The organism is Amycolatopsis sp. NPDC005003 (assembly GCF_053600695.1).
Window position 1 is genome coordinate 1 of sequence record NZ_JBSGAI010000067.1, and the last position, 18,530, is coordinate 18,530.

At 73.1% G+C, this 18,530-nt stretch carries 19 protein-coding genes and 1 pseudogene; 13 read left to right on the forward strand and 7 right to left on the reverse strand.

The genetic code is table 11. The annotated features are described in order from the left end of the window. Positions 1-202 precede the first annotated feature (202 nt). Positions 203-883, reverse strand: a complete 681-nt coding sequence (locus ACWED2_RS44130) for a TetR/AcrR family transcriptional regulator (RefSeq protein WP_449696483.1) — start codon at positions 881-883, stop codon at positions 203-205. A 132-nt stretch (positions 884-1,015) separates the two neighbouring features. Here ACWED2_RS44130 and ACWED2_RS44135 point away from each other — a divergent pair, with 132 nt between their 5' ends. Further along, positions 1,016-1,948, forward strand: coding sequence for an NAD-dependent epimerase/dehydratase family protein (locus tag ACWED2_RS44135; protein ID WP_449696484.1), 933 nt, complete (start codon positions 1,016-1,018; stop codon positions 1,946-1,948). Between the two features lie 194 nt (positions 1,949-2,142). Here the strand turns inward: ACWED2_RS44135 and ACWED2_RS44140 are convergent, their stop codons facing one another. Then, positions 2,143-2,559: an STAS domain-containing protein gene (locus ACWED2_RS44140; protein ID WP_449696485.1), complete on the reverse strand. Its 417-nt coding sequence runs from the start codon at positions 2,557-2,559 to the stop codon at positions 2,143-2,145. A 244-nt stretch (positions 2,560-2,803) separates the two neighbouring features. Then, positions 2,804-4,405, reverse strand: a complete 1,602-nt coding sequence (locus ACWED2_RS44145; protein ID WP_449696486.1) for a sialidase family protein — start codon at positions 4,403-4,405, stop codon at positions 2,804-2,806. Positions 4,406-4,716: 311 nt separating this feature from the next. Between ACWED2_RS44145 and ACWED2_RS44150 the strand changes: the two genes are divergently transcribed. The 9 genes from ACWED2_RS44150 (at position 4,717) to ACWED2_RS44190 (ending at position 14,663) form a co-directional block, all read left to right on the forward strand. Further along, the gene (locus tag ACWED2_RS44150; protein ID WP_449696487.1) at positions 4,717-6,189 is read left to right on the forward strand and encodes an aldehyde dehydrogenase family protein; all 1,473 of its coding nucleotides are present in this window, start codon (positions 4,717-4,719) and stop codon (positions 6,187-6,189) included. A 78-nt stretch (positions 6,190-6,267) separates the two neighbouring features. Beyond that, complete coding sequence (locus ACWED2_RS44155; RefSeq protein ID WP_449696488.1) at positions 6,268-7,419, forward strand: NAD(P)-dependent alcohol dehydrogenase; 1,152 nt, start codon at positions 6,268-6,270, stop codon at positions 7,417-7,419. 29 nt (positions 7,420-7,448) lie between these two features. Further along, positions 7,449-8,984 (forward strand): acyl-CoA synthetase, encoded by a 1,536-nt coding sequence (locus tag ACWED2_RS44160; RefSeq protein WP_449696489.1) that lies wholly within the window; start codon positions 7,449-7,451, stop codon positions 8,982-8,984. Then, positions 8,981-9,757, forward strand: coding sequence for a crotonase/enoyl-CoA hydratase family protein (locus ACWED2_RS44165; protein ID WP_449696490.1), 777 nt, complete (start codon positions 8,981-8,983; stop codon positions 9,755-9,757). The genes ACWED2_RS44160 and ACWED2_RS44165 overlap by 4 nt, the downstream gene beginning before the upstream one ends. After that, positions 9,754-11,685, forward strand: coding sequence for an acetoacetate--CoA ligase (locus ACWED2_RS44170; protein WP_449696491.1), 1,932 nt, complete (start codon positions 9,754-9,756; stop codon positions 11,683-11,685). Before ACWED2_RS44165 ends, ACWED2_RS44170 begins: the two co-directional genes overlap by 4 nt. Continuing rightward, positions 11,682-12,668, forward strand: a complete 987-nt coding sequence (locus tag ACWED2_RS44175) for a 3-hydroxyacyl-CoA dehydrogenase NAD-binding domain-containing protein (RefSeq protein ID WP_449696492.1) — start codon at positions 11,682-11,684, stop codon at positions 12,666-12,668. Before ACWED2_RS44170 ends, ACWED2_RS44175 begins: the two co-directional genes overlap by 4 nt. 13 nt (positions 12,669-12,681) lie before the next feature. Continuing rightward, positions 12,682-13,548, forward strand: a complete 867-nt coding sequence (couO, locus tag ACWED2_RS44180; RefSeq protein ID WP_449696493.1) for a 4-hydroxyphenyl-beta-ketoacyl-CoA hydrolase — start codon at positions 12,682-12,684, stop codon at positions 13,546-13,548. A 74-nt stretch (positions 13,549-13,622) separates the two neighbouring features. Beyond that, on the forward strand, positions 13,623-13,841 hold the full coding sequence (locus ACWED2_RS44185) for a DUF2188 domain-containing protein (protein WP_449696515.1): 219 nt from the start codon (positions 13,623-13,625) through the stop codon (positions 13,839-13,841). 90 nt (positions 13,842-13,931) lie between these two features. Further along, positions 13,932-14,663, forward strand: a complete 732-nt coding sequence (locus ACWED2_RS44190; RefSeq protein ID WP_449696494.1) for a hypothetical protein — start codon at positions 13,932-13,934, stop codon at positions 14,661-14,663. 60 nt (positions 14,664-14,723) lie between these two features. On the opposite strand, the gene ACWED2_RS44195 is transcribed toward ACWED2_RS44190, so the two are convergent. Further along, complete coding sequence (locus ACWED2_RS44195) at positions 14,724-15,446, reverse strand: ATP-binding protein (protein WP_449696495.1); 723 nt, start codon at positions 15,444-15,446, stop codon at positions 14,724-14,726. A 124-nt stretch (positions 15,447-15,570) separates the two neighbouring features. On the opposite strand from ACWED2_RS44195, the pseudogene ACWED2_RS44200 reads away from it, so the two are divergent. Beyond that, positions 15,571-16,015: pseudogene (locus tag ACWED2_RS44200) on the forward strand (manganese catalase family protein); the annotation flags it as partial. 66 nt (positions 16,016-16,081) lie between these two features. Continuing rightward, positions 16,082-16,279 (forward strand): DUF2188 domain-containing protein, encoded by a 198-nt coding sequence (locus ACWED2_RS44205; RefSeq protein ID WP_449696516.1) that lies wholly within the window; start codon positions 16,082-16,084, stop codon positions 16,277-16,279. Positions 16,280-16,281: 2 nt separating this feature from the next. Here ACWED2_RS44205 and ACWED2_RS44210 read toward each other — a convergent pair whose 3' ends face one another. Further along, positions 16,282-16,440 carry a hypothetical protein gene (locus tag ACWED2_RS44210; RefSeq protein ID WP_449696496.1) on the reverse strand — a complete coding sequence of 53 codons (159 nt, stop codon included), beginning with the start codon at positions 16,438-16,440 and terminating at the stop codon, positions 16,282-16,284. A 58-nt stretch (positions 16,441-16,498) separates the two neighbouring features. After that, complete coding sequence (locus tag ACWED2_RS44215; RefSeq protein WP_449696497.1) at positions 16,499-17,143, reverse strand: hypothetical protein; 645 nt, start codon at positions 17,141-17,143, stop codon at positions 16,499-16,501. 107 nt (positions 17,144-17,250) lie between these two features. Here ACWED2_RS44215 and ACWED2_RS44220 point away from each other — a divergent pair, with 107 nt between their 5' ends. Beyond that, positions 17,251-17,895 (forward strand): HAD family hydrolase, encoded by a 645-nt coding sequence (locus ACWED2_RS44220; protein WP_449696517.1) that lies wholly within the window; start codon positions 17,251-17,253, stop codon positions 17,893-17,895. Here ACWED2_RS44220 and ACWED2_RS44225 read toward each other — a convergent pair. Then, positions 17,888-18,505: a class I SAM-dependent methyltransferase gene (locus ACWED2_RS44225; RefSeq protein ID WP_449696498.1), complete on the reverse strand. Its 618-nt coding sequence runs from the start codon at positions 18,503-18,505 to the stop codon at positions 17,888-17,890. The two genes, ACWED2_RS44220 and ACWED2_RS44225, sit on opposite strands and share 8 nt — an antisense overlap. Positions 18,506-18,530: the final 25 nt, after the last annotated feature.

The following is an 18,530-nucleotide window of genomic DNA, read 5'->3' on the forward strand; positions in this document are numbered from 1 at the left end:
GGACCCCCACACGAGGTCAGTGACATCCGGGGCCACGCCCCGAGCCGGGGGCCCCGCCACCCGGACCCCCACACGAGGTCAGTGACATCCGGGGCCACGCCCCGAGCCGGGGGCCCCGCCACCCGGACCCCCACACGAGGTCAGTGACATCCGGGGCTGCGCCCCGGGCCGGGGGCTCCGCCACCCGGACCCCCGCAAGAGGTCAGGGCAGGCCGGCGATGTCGGCCATCAGGTTCAGGTGGTGCTCGAAGTACTCGGTGCGCGCCTGGATCATGTCGTCGAGCCGGTGGAAGACCTCGAAGTTGACCTGGCCGTACAGGTGCGTCCAGGCGAGCAGCGCCCGGTCCAGCCGCTCCTCCGGCAGGTCGGTGGCCTGCTCGTCGATCAGGCGCCGCAGGTCGGTGCGCACCGGCCCGGGCAGCGGCCCGCCGGGCGGGCTCGTCTTCTCCGGCAGGTCGCCGACGATGGCGGCGAGCAGCAGGACCACCTTCGACGCCGGAGCCACGGTTTCCGGCGGGGCCGCGTAACCGGGCACCGGACTCCCGTACAGGAGACCGTATTCGGCCGGGTGCGCGAGCGCCCAGGACCGCACCGCGTGGCACACCGCCAGCCAGCGCCCGCGCAGGTCGGCGCGCGGGAGCGCGGCTTCGGCGTCCTCGGCCGCCGTGCCCAGGCCCTCGTAGGCGTCGATGATCAACTCGGTCAGCAGGGCGTCGCGGCTCGGGAAGTACCGGTACAGCGCGGACGGGACGATGTCCATGTCCCTGGCCACGGCCCGCAGCGACAGGTTCGCCCCTTCCGCGGCGAGGCGGCGACGGGCCGTTTCCTTGATCTCCTGGTGCATTTCCGAGCGGACCCGGGCGCGCAGCGACGAGGCGGACATACCGCCAGTGTCGCACGCGGCGAGAACACCGGGACTTGCCGAGAACAGTGTTCTTGACGGCTCCGCCCGCACGTCAGTACGGTGTTCTTATCAGAGAACACTGTTCTCTCCTGGGTGGAAAAGGTGGACGCCATGTCCTTGCACGTCGTCGTCGGAGCCGGCCCGGTCGGCTCGGCCACTGCCCGCTTGCTCGCTTCTCGCGGCGAGGAAGTCCGCCTGCTCACCCGCAGCGGCAGCGGCCCGGAGGTCGAGGGCGTCGAGCGCATCGCCGCAGATGCCACCGACTCCGCCGCCCTCGCGCGGCACGCCGAGGGCGCGGTCGCGCTCTACAGCTGCGGCGGCCCCGCGTACCACCGCTGGAGCACCGGCTGGCCGCCGCTCGGCGCGGCGCTCCTGCGGGCGGCCGAGGCGAGCGGCGCGGTGCTCGTCACGACCGGCAACCTGTACGCCTACGGTGCCGTGGACGGCCCGATCACCGAGGAGCTGCCGATGCGGCCCAACTCGGTGAAGGGCGCGGTGCGGGCCGCGCTGTGGGCGGACGCGCTGGCCGCGCACGAAGCCGGCCGGATCCGCACGGCCGACGTGCGCGGGTCCGACTACCTCGGCGCGGGCGCGCTCTCGTTGTTCACCGCCCTGGTGCTGCCGAAGGTGCTCGCCGGCAAGCGGGCCTCGATACCGGCCGACCTGGACGCGCCGCACAGCTGGACCCACGTCGGCGACGTGGCCCGCACCCTGGTCGCGGTCGCGGCCGACGAGCGGGCCTGGGGCCGGCCGTGGCACGTGCCGACCGCACCGGCGGTGTCCGTCCGCCGGCTCGCCGAGCGCGCCGCGGAACTGGCGGGCGCGCCGGCGGCCCGCCTCACCGCGATGTCCCGCTTCACCCTGCGCCTCGGCGGCCTCTTCGACCCGATCGCCCGGGAGACGGTGGAGATGCAGTACCAGCTGCGCCGGCCGTTCGTCCTCGACTCGTCGGCCGCGACGGCGGCGTTCGGCATCGAGCCGACCCCGACCGACGACGCGCTGACGGAGACGATCGACGGGCTGCGGGAACCCGCTCGCGCCTAACGCGGCCGCCACCGCCGAGGGCAGGCCGCTCCTTCGAAGGCCGGGCGGCCGGTGACGCCGAACCAGCCGCGTGCGGTGGCCGCGGTGAGTCCGCAGGCTTTCCCGGCAGGACCGCCGACTTGCCCGGCGGGACCGCCGCCGACTTGCCCGCCAAGACCGCCGCCAGCTTGCCCGCCAAGACCGCCGGCCGAGGCTCAGCTCTGGCTGTGGATCTCCGTTGCGCGCTCCCAGCCGGACGGCAGCCGGCTCACGTTGAGGGCGTGGTCGAGCCCGCTCGCCGACAACGCCCGGCGCACCACGCGGTTGTCGCCCGTGACGACGCGCAGCGTCGCGTTCTCGCGGGCGACGCGGGCCTGGATGCCGCCCAGGGCCGCGAGCCCGGCTCCGTCGAGGAAGTCGACCTCGGACAGGTCCAGCACCAGCACCGGGAACCGGCGGTGGGCCCAGGTGCTCAGCGCCGACCGCACCTGGGGGGCGCTGTCCGCGTCGAGCGCACCGCGGATGCGGACCATGACCGCGCCGAAGTACGGGCGGATCACCTGGATGTCGAACTGTTCGCGCTTCGGCGGCGCTACGGGGATGGCCGTCGCTGGGGGCTGGACGACTAACATTTCCACGCCTCATTCGCAGATGACGTGACGAGCGGGTCGTTCACGACCGACCCGCTCGGTCGCTGGCAAGTCGGGGGACGGGTGCTGCTGAACCGCACTTCGCAGCGTAGTCCTTGATCCGAACGGCGCAACCCCGCCAACGGCCGAACCGCCTGCCCCCGCACGCGACCCGCACGCGCGCCACTCAAACCACCCTTCCGGGTGAACGTGTGCCGGGAACGGTGATCCGTTCCCGGCACGCGATTCACCCCGCGTGGTTGGCGAAGATGTCCGACGCCCCGCTGACGGCCACCGGCCGGGCCACGCCGAAGTACGCGGTCAGCGTCGAACCGGTGGCGGCGAGCCCGGAGTAGTCGCCGAGGAAGTAGCCGCCGGCGTCCGGTGCGGTCGTGTAGTCGAACGACGTCGTGGTCAGCCTCGTCTGCCCGTTCACCGCCCAGTTCGCCGGGTTGCCGCAGTCGCTCGTGGCGGCGTGGCAGTGGGCGAGGTAGGCGTCGGTGAGCCCGGGCTGCGCCGGCGTCGCGTTCTGGAGGCCGTAGTAGCTCAGGCCGACGGTGCCGTCGGCGGTCGCGCGGATCTGCGGCACGAAGGCGGGCGTGTCCCCCGGCGACTGGTCGACGCGGATCGTGGCACCCCACGTCAGCCCGCCGTCGGTGGACTGGGCGAAGGCGATCTTCGACGCGCCCGTGGGGCTGAACCGGGCGTCCTGCCAGACCGCGTACACGAAGCCGTTGACCGGGTTGACGGCGAACTCGGGCAGTTCGTCGCTGGAGCGGACCGGGTGGCCGGCGATCGCCACCGAAGCCACCTGCTGGGTGTCGATGCCGATCGCGCCGGACCACGTCGTCCCGCCGTCGGTGGACCGGATGACGGCCGCGGTCGACGTCGACGAGCCGCGGCAGTGCTGCCCGCCGTGGGTGTACGGGCAGGCGCCGCCCTTGTTGGTGATCAGGTCGAAGCCGTTGATCAGCACGCCGCGCCCCGGCCCGGTCGTCGGCACGACGATCTGGTTGCCGATCGTCTGGTCGTTCTGCCCGGGGTCGAAGACGATCCGGCCGGTGCTCCAGGTCGCGCCCTTGTCGGTGGTGCGGGAGAAGTAGGTCGGGCCGCGGTAGGTGATCGAGTGCGTGAACGCGCTCGGGTTCGCGTGGCTCTGCGGCGAGACCAGCTGGTCCCACACCGCGTAGGCGCGGTCGGGAAGCAGCGGGTCCCCGGTCACCGTCTCCTTGTCGTTGAGCACCTGCGTCGAGGTGTCCAGCCGCGCGACGACCGGGGTTCCCCAGTGGTCGCCGCCGTCGAGGGAGCGGCTGATCAGGATGGCGCTCGCCCCGCCGAACGCCGGGCCGTCGGCGTTGAAGGAGTCCGCGATCGAGTACACGACCCGGCCGTCGGCGGAGAAGCTGACCCACGGGTCGGTGGCGCGCTGGAAGTACCCGGGCGAGCCGGGCGTCGCGCCGGCGCAGATGCTGAACCGCGGTTGCGCGGCGGCCGGCGTCCAGGTCGCCCCGCCGTCGCGGGACACCACGTTGGTCAGGCCGTTGGATCCGCCGTCGTTCCAGCGGTCCTGCTGCGCCGATCCGACGAGGTGGCGCGGGTCGGCCGGGTCGGCGGCGACGTACGGCTCGACCTCGGACGCGGGATAGTTGACGCTGCCGCGCGCCTGCTGCTGGGCCACGAGCGCGGCGCACGCCGCGCCGCCGCCCAGCGGGTGGTCGGGCACCGCGACCGGCACCCCGGCGGCGAAGGTGGTGGCGACGGCGACACCGGCGCCGGCCAGCAGGGCGGCCACCGCGAAGCCGGGCGGCAGGGATCGGCGGGCGAACCGCCGGCAGTTCTTCGGGTGCACGGCTGACCTCTTTTCCGACACCCCCGCGGGCCGGACGGAATGGACACGGCCCTTTCCGGGGCACGCTGGAGTCGGCGTTCCCCGCCCGGCCGTTACGCACCTCGGCCGCCTCGGGTGAAACAGCCGGTCCGCCGCTGAAAAAGTCGTCCGTCCACACCGGATTCGGTTAACGGACGGTCAAAAAATTGCGCCGGAAATCCCGTCGCCGCCGCTCCGGAACCCGGCCCTTGACAGGGACGGCCTCCGCGCCGCATCCTGAGGGCCAATCTCAGGGTTCCTGATATACCCGCCACTCAGTGAGGAGTCGGACGATGACCGCAGTGGAGGAGCGGCCGGGCACCCGGCCCCGCCCGGACGTCGCACCGGGTCGGCTGTTCATCGGCGGCCGCTGGTCGGAGGCCGAAGCCCGCTTCGACGCCGTCGATCCGGCCACCGGCAAGACCCTCACCACCCTCGCCCGCGCGTCGGCCGCCGACGTGACCGCCGCGGTGGCCGCGGCCCGGGAGGCGTTCCAGGGCTGGGCCGCGACCCCGGGCCGGGAGCGCGCCCGGGTGCTGCACCGGGTCGCGGACCTCGTGCGGAAGCGCGCGGACGAGATCGCCGCCCTCGAGAGCGCCGACGTCGGCAAGCCGATCTCGCTGTGCCGGGCGGTCGACGTCGAGACCGTCGCGGAGCAGTACGAGTACTACTCGGCCCTGGCGCAGGGCGTGGACGGCGCGACGCGCCAGATCCCGATCCCTTCGCACGCCTACACGCGCCGCGAACCGCTCGGCGTGGTCGCCGCGATCACCCCGTTCAACTTCCCGCTGATCCTGTCCACCTCGAAGATCGCGCCCGCGCTGGCCGCCGGCAACACCGTGGTGCACAAGCCCGCCGAGGACACCTCCCTCAGCGCGCTGCTGATGGCCGAGCTGCTCGCCGAGGCCGGCGTGCCCGACGGCGCGCTCAACGTGGTCACCGGCTTCGGCTCGGAGATCGGGGACGCCCTGCTGCGCCACCCCGGGGTCGACAAGGTCGCGTTCACCGGGTCCACCGCGGTCGGCAGGCACGCGGCGAGCGTGGCCGGGGAACACCTGAAGCCGGTCACCCTGGAGCTGGGCGGCAACGCCGCGCACATCGTGTTCGAGGACGCCGACGTCGAGCAGGCGATCGCCGCGGTGATCAAGGCGTTCGTCTTCAACACCGGCCAGTTCTGCATGGGCGGGCCCCGGCTGCTCGTCGCCGACGCGCTGTACGACACGATCCTGGGCGCCCTCGCCGAAGCCGTGCCGCACGTGCCGGTCGGCGACCCGTTCGACCCCGCGACCGTGGTCGGCCCGATGGCGGGCGAACGGCACCGGGCGAAGGTGGAGCAGTACGTCGAGCAGGCCCGCGCCGACGGCGGCCGGATCGTCACCGGCGGCGGGCGGCCGGACCTCGGGGGCGGGTTCTTCTTCCAGCCGACGGTGATCGCGGACCTGCCGGACGACTCCCGCGTGATCCGCGAGGAGATCTTCGGTCCGGTGCTGACCGTGCAGCGCTTCACGTCCGAAGACGAAGCGGTCGCGCTGGCCAACAGCACGCCCTACGGCCTGGCGGCCGGGCTGCAGACGACGAACCTCGCCCGCGCGCACCGGGTCGCCGCGCGGCTGCAGGCCGGGATCGTCTGGGTCAACGACTGGGCGATGCTCGACCCCGCGATCCCGTTCGGCGGCGTCAAGGACTCCGGCTTCGGCCGCGAATACGGCCCCGAATCCCTCGACGCCTACACGCGCACGAAGTCCGTCGTCATCTCCCTCGCCTGACGCTCGTGAGTGGTAATTCGGGTTAGAACCCTAATTACCACTCACGACAAGGTGACCACCTCCTCAAGGAGCAGCCCCATGACCACCACCACCGCGGCCGTCGTGGAGTCCGCCGGCGCCGGGTTCACCCTCGGCGAAGTGGCCCTCGACGCCCTCCGCCCGGACGAGGTCCGGGTCCGGATCGTCGCCACCGGCGTGTGCCACACCGACCTCGGCGTCGCCGCCGGCGCCCTGCCCTTCCCGCTGCCCGGCGTACTCGGCCACGAAGGCGCCGGGATCGTCGAGGAGACCGGCGCCGCGGTCACCCGCGTCCAGCCCGGCGACCGGGTCCTGCTCAGCTACACCTCCTGCGGCGGGTGCGCGAACTGCCGCGACGGCCACCCCGCCTACTGCGAGACCTGGCTGCCCGCCAACCTGCTCGGCGGGCAGCGCCCGGACGGCACCACCCCGATCTCCCGCGACGGCACCCCGCTCGGCGGGCACTTCTTCGGCCAGTCCAGCTTCGCCGGGCACGCCGTCGCCGACGAGCGCAGCGTCGTCAAGGTCGCCGCCGACGCGCCGCTGGACCTGCTGGCCCCGCTCGGCTGCGGCATCATGACCGGCGCCGGCGCGGTGTGGAACGTCCTCGCCCCGCGCCCGGGCGCCACGCAGCTGGTCACCGGCGCGGGCGCGGTCGGCCTGTCGGCGGTCATGGCCGCCCACCTGACGCCGTCGACCCGGATCATCGCCGTCGACCGCGTACCGGCCCGGCTCGAGCTCGCCCGCGAACTCGGTGCCACCGACACGATCGACACCAGCGTCGAGGACCTCGCCGAAGCGGTCGGCAAGCTGACCGGCGGCCGCGGCGTGGACGGCGTCGTCGAGACCACCGGCAACGCCGGGGTCCTGGGCACGGCGATCGGCGCACTGGCCGCGCGCGGGACCGCGGTCGTCGTCGGCGCTCCCGCGTTCGGCACGACGGTGCCGGTGGACGTCAACTTCCTGCTCCCCGGACGGCACGTCGTCGGCCTGACCATGGGTGACGCGGAAACCCAGGCGCTGGTACCGACGCTGGCCGAGCTCGTCGCCACCGGCCGGTTCCCGCTCGAAAGGCTGGTCACCCACTACGAGTTCGGGCAGATTCAGCAGGCGGTGGACGACATGCTCGCGGGCACCACGATCAAACCGGTGCTCCTCCTACGCTCGGGGGGTCCAGGGGGGCCTGCCCCCCGGCTGGGGTCCGGGGTTTGACCCCGGAAGACACTGTGAAGGAGGGAATCGTGAACCGGCCCGATTTCGGCTTGGGCAGCTGGCCCGCGCGGCGGGCGCGGATCAACCCGGACCGCACCGCGCTGGTGCAGCCCGACCGGTCCCTGACCTACGCCGGGCTCGCCGACCGGGTGGAAAGACTCGCCGGCGCGCTGACCCGGCTCGGCGTGCGCCCGGGGGACCGCGTGGCCTACCTGGGCGTCAACGACATCACCGTGTTCGAGACGCTGTTCGCCACCGCCCGCTGCGGCGCGATCTTCGTCCCGCTCAACTACCGGCTCTCCCCCACCGAGATCCGGTACATGCTCGACGACAGCGGCGCGTCGGCCCTCGTGCACAGCGCGGACACCGCCGGCCTCGTGGCCGCGGCGGGTGCGCTCCCGGACGGCGTCGTCCTCGCGACCCAGCCGACCGACGGGAACTTCGAGGCGGAGATCGCCGAGGCCGGGCCGGCGCCGGACACCGAGGTCGGGTTGGCGGATCCGTGCCTGCTTCTCTACACCTCCGGCACCACCGGACGGCCGAAGGCCGCGATCCTCACCCACGGCAACCTCACCTGGAACACCGTCAACCAGCTGGCGCACCTCGACGTCCTGGGCACCGACAAGGCGCTGTGCATCGCGCCGCTGTTCCACTGCGTCGGCCTGGGCCAGATCACCCTGCCGACGCTGTTCAAGGGTGGCAGCGTGGAACCGGTGGCGAAGTTCGATCCGGGCACCATCCTCGCCCGGATCGGCGAAGCCGGGATCACCAGCTTCTCGGCGGTGCCGACGATGCTGGAGATGATGTGGCGGCACGAGGACTGGGACCGCACCGACCTGAGCTCGCTGACCTGCGTGCTCTACGGCGGCTCGCCGGTGGCCGAACGCGTCGCGCAGGCGTGGCTCGACCGCGGCGTGAAACTCCTGCAGGGCTACGGCATGACCGAGGCCTCGCCGGGCGTCTCGATGGCCACCCACGAAGGCACGCTCGACCACCCGGTCGCCGCGGGGGTGCCGCACTTCTTCACCGACGTCGCGGCGCTCGGCCCCGACCTCGCGCCGCGGCCGCTCGACGGGACTCCCGCCGAGCTGCTGGTGCGCGGCCCGCACGTCTTCGACGGGTACTGGAACCGGCCCGAGGAGTCGGCCGCGAGCTTCGTCGACGACGGCTGGTTCCGCACCGGTGACGTCGTCCGCGTCGACGACGACGGCTGGGCCCACGTCGTCGACCGGGTCAAGGACCTGATCATCTCCGGCGGGGAAAACGTGTACCCGGCCGAGATCGAAGCGGTCGCCGTCCGCCTGGACGAGGTCGACGCCTGCGCCGTGGTCGGGGTGCCCGACGAGCGCTGGGGCGAGGCCGGCGCGGCCTTCGTCGTGCTCCGGCCCGGGGCCCGGCTGGACGAGCCGCGGTTCCGCGCCCACCTCGAACAGCACCTGGCGCGCTACAAGATCCCGAAGCACGTGCTGTTCACCGACGCCCTGCCCCGCAACGCCACCGGCAAGGTCCGCCGCGTCGAACTGCGCGCCCTGGCCGCCGAAACCTTCACGAACGGAACCGCATGACGACCCCCCTCCTGCCCCCTTCGCTGCGCCTGGAGCTGCGGGACGACATCGCCGTGCTGTGGCTGGCCCGTCCCGAGAAGCGCAACGCCCTCGACGACACGACCGTGCTCGGCCTGGAAACGTTCTTCGGCTCCCCGCCGCCGGGGATCAAAGCGGTCGTGCTCGACGCCGTCGGCGACCACTTCTCCGCCGGGCTGGACCTGTCCGAGCTCACCGAACGCGACGCGTTCGAGGGCCTGGAGCACTCGATGATGTGGCACCGCGCCTTCGAGCGGCTCGAACGCGGGCGGGTCCCGGTGGTCGCCGTGCTCAAGGGGGCGGTGGTCGGCGGCGGCCTGGAACTGGCGGCCGCCGCGCACATCCGCGTCGCCGAACCCTCGGCGTTCTACGCCCTGCCGGAGGGGCAGCGCGGGCTGTTCGTCGGCGGCGGGGCGTCGGTGCGGGTGCCGCGGCTGATCGGCGCGCACCGGATGGCCGACATGATGCTCACCGGCCGCGTGCTCGACGCGGACGAGGGCCACGCCGCCGGGTTGTCGCACTACCGCGTGGAAAACGGCCTGGAGCACGCGCTCGGCCTTGCCCGCAAGATCGCGGACAACTCGCCGATCACGAACTTCGCCGTGCTGCAGGCGCTGCCCCGCATCGCCGAGGCCAACCCGGCCGAGGGCTACCTGATGGAGGCGCTGATGGCGGCCATCGCCGGCGGCAGCGCCGAGGCGAAGGAGCGCATGCAGGCGTTCCTCGAGAAGCGCGCCGGGAAGGTCGGCCGATGATCCTGCGCCCGGTCGCACCCGACGTCCGCGAAACCACCGAAATCGGCCGGTACCTGCGGTGGCTGGCAGCCCGCGGGCAGTCGTTCGACGGGTATGCCGCCCTGCACCGGTGGTCGGTGACCGACCTCGACGGCTTCTGGTCCTCCATCAAGGACTTCTTCGGCGTCCGCTTCCACTCCCCCGCCACCGCGGTGGTGCCCGACCGGACCATGCCGGGAACCGAGTGGTTCCCCGGCGCGACCCTCAACTACGCCGAACACGCCCTCGCCCACGGCGCGGACGACGAGGTCGCGGTCATCGCCTACTCCCAGACGCGAGAGCGCACCGAGCTGACCTGGGCGCAGCTGCGGGACCAGGTCGCGCGCGCCCGCGCGGGACTGGCCCGGCTCGGGGTCGGGCGCGGCGACCGCGTCGTCGCGTACCTGCCGAACATCCCGGAAGCCGTGGTCGCCTACCTCGCGGTCGCCAGCCTGGGCGCGATCTGGGCCTCCTGCGCCCCCGAGTTCGGCGCCCGGTCGGTCGTCGACCGGTTCGGCCAGATCGAGCCGCGGGTGCTGCTGACCGTGTCCGGCTACCGCTACGGCGCCAAGGACGTCGACCGCCGCGCCGAGGTCGCCGAAATCCGCGCGGGCCTGCCCACCGCCGAGCACGTCGTGCACGTCCCCTACGGCGATCACGACCTGCCCGGCACGCTCGCCTGGGCCGACCTGCTCACCGAGAGTGCCCCCGGGTTCGAGCCGGTCGGCTTCGCGCACCCGCTGTGCGTGCTGTTCTCCTCCGGCACCACCGGCAAGCCGAAGGCGATCGTGCACGGCCACGGCGGGATCCTGCTGGAGCACCTCAAGAACCACGGCCTGAGCTGGGACCTGCGCCCGGGCGACCGGATCCTGTGGTTCTCCACCACCGCCTGGATGATGTGGAACGCGCTGGTCTCGGGGTTGCTCACCGGCGCGTCGATCGTGCTGGTCGACGGCAACCCGCTGCACCCCGACCTGGCCTGGCAGTGGCGCCTGGCCGGGGAAACGCGGGCGACCCTGATGGGCGCGAGCCCGGGCTTCCTGATGGCGTGCCGGAAGGCGGGGCTCGACCCGGCCGCCGAGTACGACCTGTCCGCGCTGCGGCAGCTCGGCGCGGCCGGCAGCCCGCTGCCCGCCGAGGGTTTCCAGTGGGTGCACGAGAAGTTCCCGGGTGTGCTGCTCAACGTCGGCAGCGGCGGCACCGACGTGTGCAGCGGGATCGTCCAGGGCAGCCCGCTGCAGCCCGTCGTGGCAGGCGAGATCTCCGGTCCCTGCCTGGGCGTCGACGCGAAGGCGTTCGACGAGCACGGCGCCGAAGTCGTCGGGGAGCTGGGCGAGCTGGTGATCACCGCGCCGATGCCGTCGATGCCGGTGGGGTTCTGGGGCGACGAGTCGGGTGAGCGCTACCGCGAGACGTACTTCTCGACCTACCCCGGGATCTGGCGGCACGGCGACTGGATCCGGTTCTCGCCCGAGGGAAGCTGCGTCATCGCCGGGCGCTCGGACGCCACCCTGAACCGCGGCGGCGTCCGGCTGGGCACCGCCGAGTTCTACGCCGTCGTCGAAGAACTCCCGGAGATCGAGGACTCCCTCGTCGTGCATCTCGAAGACCCCGCGGGCGGCAACGGCGACCTCTGGTTGTTCGTGGCGCTGAGGTCCGGCGCGGAACTCGACGACTCGCTGCGCGGCAAGATCGCGTCGGCGTTGCGGACCGCGCTCTCGCCGCGGCACGTGCCGGACGCGATCACCGCCGTGCCGTCGATCCCCCGCAACCGCACCGGGAAGAAACTGGAGCTGCCGGTGAAGAAGCTGCTCCGCGGCGCGCGCCCGGACGACGTCGCCGCGCGGGACGTCCTGGCCGATCCCGCGGCACTGGACCCGTTCGTCGCGCTCGCCGGAGGGCCGGCATGACCGTCCGGATCACCTCGTCCCCCGCCGGCCGGGCCGCGCAGCCCGGCCGGATCACCACCGTCGCGGTCGTCGGGACCGGCGTGATCGGGGCCGGCTGGGCCGCGCACTTCCTCGCCCGCGGCTTCGACGTCGTCGCCACCGATCCGGCGCCCGGCGCCGAAGACCGCCTGCGCGCCGACGTCTCCGCGCACTGGCCCACGCTGGTCCGGCTGGGGCTCGCCGAAGGGGCTTCGCAGGATCGGCTGAGCTTCGCCACCGACACCGGTGCCGCGGTGGCCGAGGCGGACTTCGTGCAGGAGAACGGGCCCGAGCGCGAAGACGTCAAGCACCGCCTGTTCGGCGTGCTCGACGAGGCCGCGCGGCCGGACGTGATCCTGGCGAGCAGTTCGTCCGGGCTGCTGCCGAGCGTCATCGCGCGGGGCTGCCCGAAGCACCCCGAGCGCGTGGTCGTCGGGCACCCGTTCAACCCGCCGCACGTGATCCCGCTCGTGGAGGTCGTCCCGGGCACCGAAACGACGCCGGAGGTCGTCGACCGCGCGGTCGAGTTCTACGCCGCGGCCGGCAAGCGGCCGATCCGGCTGACCCGGGAGGTGCCCGGCCACGTCGCGAACCGGCTGCAGGCCGCGCTGTGGCAGGAGGCGTACTCGCTCGTCGAACGCGGCGTCGCGACGGTCGCCGACATCGACGCCGCCATCGCCAACGGGCCCGGCCTGCGCTGGGCGGTGCTCGGCCCGTTCGCCAACCAGCACCTCTCCGGCGGCGCGGGCGGGCTCGCGCACGTCCTGCGCCACCTCGGGCCGCCCACCGAACAGTGGTGGCGCGACCTGGGCCGCGTCCACCTGACCCCGCAACTCGCCGAGACCCTGGTCGCCGGCATCGACGCCGAACTGGCCGGCACCGACCACGACCGGCTCGTCGCGGCCCGCGACGCCGTCCTCGACCGCCTGCTGGCCGCCAAGGCCGCGCAGCCCGACCTGCCCTGACCTGGAGCTCTTCGTGGATCTTTCCTCCCTGACCGCCATCGACGTCCACACCCACGTCGAACAGGACGGCCACGGCTGTTTCGCCCTCGACCAGGAACTCCTGGACGCGTCCGCGAAGTACTTCCGCGCCGGCCAGGACCGCACGCCGACGGTGACCGCGATCGCCGAGCACTACCGGGCCCGGAACATGGCCGCGGTCGTCTTCACGGTCGAGGCGCCCGCCGCGACGGGGCACCCCGCGCTGTCGAGCGAGGAGATCGCCGACGCCGCCGCGGAGCACGCGGACGTGCTCATCCCGTTCGGCTCGGTCGACCCGCACGCGGGCAAGGCCGCGGTCCTGCGTGCGCGGAAGCTGGTGGGCGAGCACGGGGTGCGCGGGTTCAAGTTCCACCCGAGCCTGCAGGCGTTCGAGCCCAACGACGTCCAGTACTACCCGCTCTACGAAGCGATCGCGGAGCTGGGCGTGCCGGCCCTGTTCCACACCGGGCAGACCGGCATCGGCGCCGGCCTGCCGGGCGGGCACGGCATCAAGCTGCGCTACTCGAACCCGATGCTGCTCGACGACGTCGCCGCCGACTTCCCGGACCTGACGGTGATCCTGGCGCACCCGTCGGTGCCGTGGCAGGACGAAGCGATTTCGGTCGCGACGCACAAGGCGAACGTGTACATCGACCTGTCGGGCTGGTCGCCGAAGTACTTCCCGCCGCAGCTCGTGCGCGCGGCCAACACGCTGCTGAAGCGGAAAGTCCTGTTCGGGTCCGACTTCCCGGTGATCACCCCGGACCGCTGGCTCGCCGACTTCGCCGAACTGGAGCTCAAGGACGAGGTGCGGCCGCTGATCCTGAAGGACAACGCCATCGAAGTACTCCGGCTGGCCTGACCGCCGCAGCACGTTTGTCCGCTACGTCCCCGGGCATCCGCCTCTCTTCGGGTCCCGTGATCGGAGGCGACGTCGTGGCGGAGGGTGACGTGCACACCTACTACGAAGACGGACTGTGGAAGAACCGCGTCGAAGGCGGCCACCGGGCGTCCAACACCTCCCTCCGCCGCATCGACGCCGTGCTGGCGGGCCGGCAGATCGCGCGGAAGCGCCGGGTCGGGCACTTCGTCCACACGGCGGAAGGCGAGGTCGAAACCGAACGCGACTTCCGGCCCCGCCGCCCGGCGCGATGACCTGCGTCACGACGGCTGTAACGGACCACCGGATCAGGCGATAGCCCGTTCGTGTCCGGGGACGCCCCGGCCTTCACGAACGGACTACCCATGCCTCGCCTCCGCCTGGCCGCGCTCCTCACGGCCGGTTCCCTCGCCCTCGCCGGCTGCGCCGGCACCACGGACACCCCCGCCCCGCCCGCGGCCGGCACGACGACCTCCGCGACGGCCGGCGCCCCGGCGGCGCCCGCCCTCGACGCCGCCAAGGTGGGCCCGGCGATCTCCGCCGCCGCCAAACAGGCCTCGGCCGTGCACGTCAAGGGCACGATGGCCCAGGAGGGCAGCGCGGTCAACCTGGACCTGCAGCTCAACCCGGACAGCGCGAGCGGCACGGTGGTGAAGGACGGCCTCGAGATCCCGGTGCTGCGGGTCGGCGAGAAGTACTACTTCAAGTTCACCGAGTCGCTGGTGAAGCAGTCCGGCGCCCCCGCCGCCGCGGCCAAGCAGCTCACCGGCAAGTGGGTGTCGTCGACGGCCAAGATCGGCCAGGGCATCGGCGAGGCGTTCAAGATGTTCCTCGACTACAAGACGTTCACCGGGGGCACGCTGGGCGAGCTGGAGAAGACGACGTTCAAGCCGGGCGAGCAGACGACCGTCGCCGGCGCGCCGGCACTGAGCTTCACGAGCTCGGAAGGCACGGCCACGGTGGCCGCGACCGAGCCGCACTACCTGCTGCGCATGTCGGACCCGAAGAACGGCGCGATGGAGTTCAGCGACTGGAACAAGCCGACGACGGTCTCCGAGCCACCGGCCGCCGAGATCTACTCCGGCCCGGGTTCCTGATCGGTTCCCGGGCGGGACGCTCCACCGGGGCGGCCCGCCCGGGTCCGGCTTCCGGCGGCACTAACGGGCCAGCAGGGCCCACACCGTCTTGCCGCCGGCGCGGGACCGGCTGCTCCCCCACCGCTTCGCGACCTTGGTGACCATCCGCAGGCCCATCCCCGTCGCGGCGAGGTCGAGGCCCTCGCGCAGCACCGCCGGCCGCCGGCTTTCGTCCGAGACCTCCACCGACAGCGTCCCGCGGCGCAGCTCCAGCCGCAGGCTGGGCGCGGATTCCGTGTGGCGCAGCGTGTTTTCCACCAGTTCGGTCGCGATCAGCTCCGCGTCCCCGGTCAGCTCCGGCACCATCCACTCCGCGCAGACCCCGCGGACGAACCCGCGAGCCCGCGCCGACGTCCGCGGCGAACGGTCGAGCAGCCGGCCCGCCCGCCGCCGGGCCGGGCAGCGCAGTGCCGCTTCGGCCGCGGCCGCGTCCGGGTACACCGGGACGCCGCTCGACGCGAGGGCCGCCCGCTGTTCCGGGCGGCCGGTCACCAGGGCGAACGGCAGGGCCGGCCAGTCACCGACGCGCAGGGCGACCAGGTCGAACACCCTGATCAGCGTCCGGTCGCGCAGTTCGAGGCGCTCGACGTCGATCAGCACGCCGTCCTCCGAGTCGACCGCGAACTCGAGCAACCCGTCGCGCAGCTGCGGATAGGTCGCCCGGTCCAGCACGCCGACGACCGACGCCTTGGCCGGGGCGCCGCGCCGGGGAACCAGCCACACCGAGTTGTGCCGGGCGAGCACCGGTGACCACCTCCTCCACGACGATCACCCGATCGGATAGCCCGTCCGGAACCCGTCAAACGCGACGTTTCCCCGATTGACGCGGCCGATCGGGGGAACTCCCCCGGCTCGGAAGGGAGACGACGTGTTCCGTCACACGAAGCTGCTGCAGTTCGAAGCCAAGCCCGAACGGCCCGACCCCGTGTACGCCCGCAAGCTCCAGGAACTCATCGGCGGCGCCTACGGCGAAATGACCGTGACGATGCAGTACCTGTTTCAAGGCTGGAACTGCCGCATCGAAGGCAAGTACAAAGACCTGATCATGGACACCGCGACGGAAGAAATCGGCCACGTCGAAATGCTCGCCACGATGGTCGCCCGCCTGCTCGAAGGCGACATCGCCCCGAACGCCCCTGCTCGACGAAGAAGACCAGACGCACAACAAGACGATCTGGCACCTTTCCGACGGCCCGGACGGCGCCAAGGGCGCCGCCTGGACCACCGGCGCCGGGGTCGAATACCTGATGGACCCGGAACCACTGGGCGGCCCGGGCACCGCGCCGAAGCCCGACCCGGCGCTCTTCGGGACGGCGGAAACCGGAAGCCAGGAGGCGGAACCCGGGAGCGAGCCCACGCTCGAGCCGGCCGAGGGCGACATCGAAACCTTCCACGACGGCTCGGTCTGGAAGAACAAGGTCGTCGGCAACACGCGGGCGTCCGGCAGCGCGGAGACGAAGTCCGAGGCCGTCGCGGCGGGCCGCAAGCTGGCGATCAAGCGCGGCACGGCCCACTTCATCCACACGAAGGACGGCCGGATCGGCGAGCGCCGGACGTACCCGCGTGCCCGCGCCTGACGTCACGCCGAGGGCATGCCGCCGCGGTCGGGCGCCTCTTCGTCGCTGTCGTCCGCGCGGGGCTCCTGGTCGCGGACCGTGGGCTCGGTGTGCTCGCCGCCGATGTCGGCGTCGGCCGCCATGCTCTCGGCGGTCACCGGGTCGATTTCGGGAGTGCTCATCGCTTCCTCCGATCGGGCGAAACCCGGGCATACCCGGCGGCACCGGTGGCGAAACAGGTCAGGACGGCCGCCCGGCCCGGCTCCCCGCGTAGGCGCGCTCCCGCAGCCGCCCCAGCCAGTCCGGGGCGGCCTCCAGCCCGGCGGGCCGGTTCAGCATCGGGTCGAACGCCGGCGCGGCCCCGCCGGCCTCGGTCAACGTCAGCACGGCGCTGTCGCACCAGCGCCCGTCTTCGCGGCCGGTCCGGAGCACGAACTCCCACTTCCCCGCCGCGCGGGCCGCTTCGAGGGACGCTTCGATCCGCGGCGACGCCGCCTCCGCCCACGCCCCCAGCCAGACGAGCCGGTCGGCCCGGCGGTACGGCGCGAGACTGCTGTAGGCGCCCCGGGTCCACGCGGCCGCCGGCCGGGGCAGCATCCGCCCGAGGTGCCCGCTGCCCGCCGTCGTCAGCAGGATGTCCCACGGTCCGCCGCCGCGGCCCGCGCCGGGGATGCGCACCGCCAGCCCGAGCGCGTCCGGCAACCGGCCGGGCGTGCCGGCGCCCTTGGACAGCCGGGCGACGACGGGAGCCGGCCCGGCCGGCCACGGCAGGTCGTCCGCGATCGCCCGCAGTTCGCCGCGCAGCACCACGCCCGCGGGGTGGAAGGCCGGGGCCCGCCGCAGCGCCGCCAGCCCGCGGAAGCCCACCGAGACGAGGCCGGTCATGTGTACGTCCTTCCGGGACGGGGTATTCGGAGCACCCCTCCCGGTACCCGCGCGGAGCACGGGGAAACCGCACCGACCCCAAGGAGCCTGCCATCGCCACCGCGGTCCTGTTCGACGTCGACGGCACGCTCGTCGACTCCAACTACCTCCACGTCCACGCCTGGCGCCGGGCGTTCCACGAGCTCGACCGGGACGTCGACTCCTGGCGCGTGCACCGCGCGATCGGCAAGGGGTCCGGCAAGCTGCTGAGCACCCTGCTGGGCGAAGAAGACGCCGGCCGCATCGGCGACCGGGCCAAAGAGCTGCACAGCCGCTTCTACCTGGAGACCGCCGGCCTGCTGCGGCCGTTCGACCGCGCCCCCGAGCTCGTCCGGGAGCTGGCCGGGCGCGGGGTGCGCGTGGTGCTGGCGACGTCGGCGGGGCCGGACGAGCTCGAGGCGCTGCGCAAGGTCCTCGACGTCGACGACGTGGTCGCCGGCATCGTCTCCGGCGCGGACGTCGAAGCGACCAAGCCCGATCCGGAGCCGGTGGTCGCCGCGCTGGAGAAGGCCGGGTCCGCGCCGGAGGAGACGATCTTCGTCGGCGACGCGGTCTGGGACGTCCACGCCGCCACCAAGGCGGGCGTGCGCACGGTCTCGGTGCTCTCCGGCGGCATCGGCGCGGCGGAGCTGACCGACGCCGGCGCGGTGGCGGTCTACAACGACGTCGCTTCGCTGCTGACCCGGCTGGACGAAAGCGTGCTGATCAGCTGATCTTGCCGGCGACCAGCCGTTCCACCAATCCCAGCTTGAACCGCTCCCGCCGCTGCACCGGCAGCCCGAGTGCCTCGACGAGCTTCAGCGGCCGCCGCCGGAAGTGCTCGCCGGCCAGCGGAACGCTGGCGAGCTCGAGCAGCCACTGCAGGCCCCGCACGAGCCGCGACGACGACGTCACGTGGTCGACCAGGATCAGCCGCCCGCCGGGGCGCAGCACCCGGGCCATCTCGCCGACCGCGGCCGCGGGGTCGGGGATGGCGCAGAGGCCGAACGTGCAGAGCACGGTGTCGAAGGAGGCGTCGGCGAACGGCAGGGCGTGGGCGCTGCCCTGGCGGAAGGTCACCGCGCGGCCGAGCCGGCCGGCCCGGTCGCGGGCGATGGCGAGCATCCCCTCGCTGAGGTCAAGACCGGTGAGCGTCACCTCCGCCGGGTAGCACGGGAGGTTCAGCCCGGTGCCGACCGCGACCTCCAGGACCTCGCCGACGGCCTGGCCGCAGGCCCACTCCCGCGAGTCGCCGAAGAGCCGGCGGTCCCAGACGCCCATCTCCGCGTCGTAGGTCGTGGACTTGCGGTCCCAGTACCGACGCCACCGCTCCGCCTTCGTCATGTCCCCCAGCGAAGCACGGCCGGGG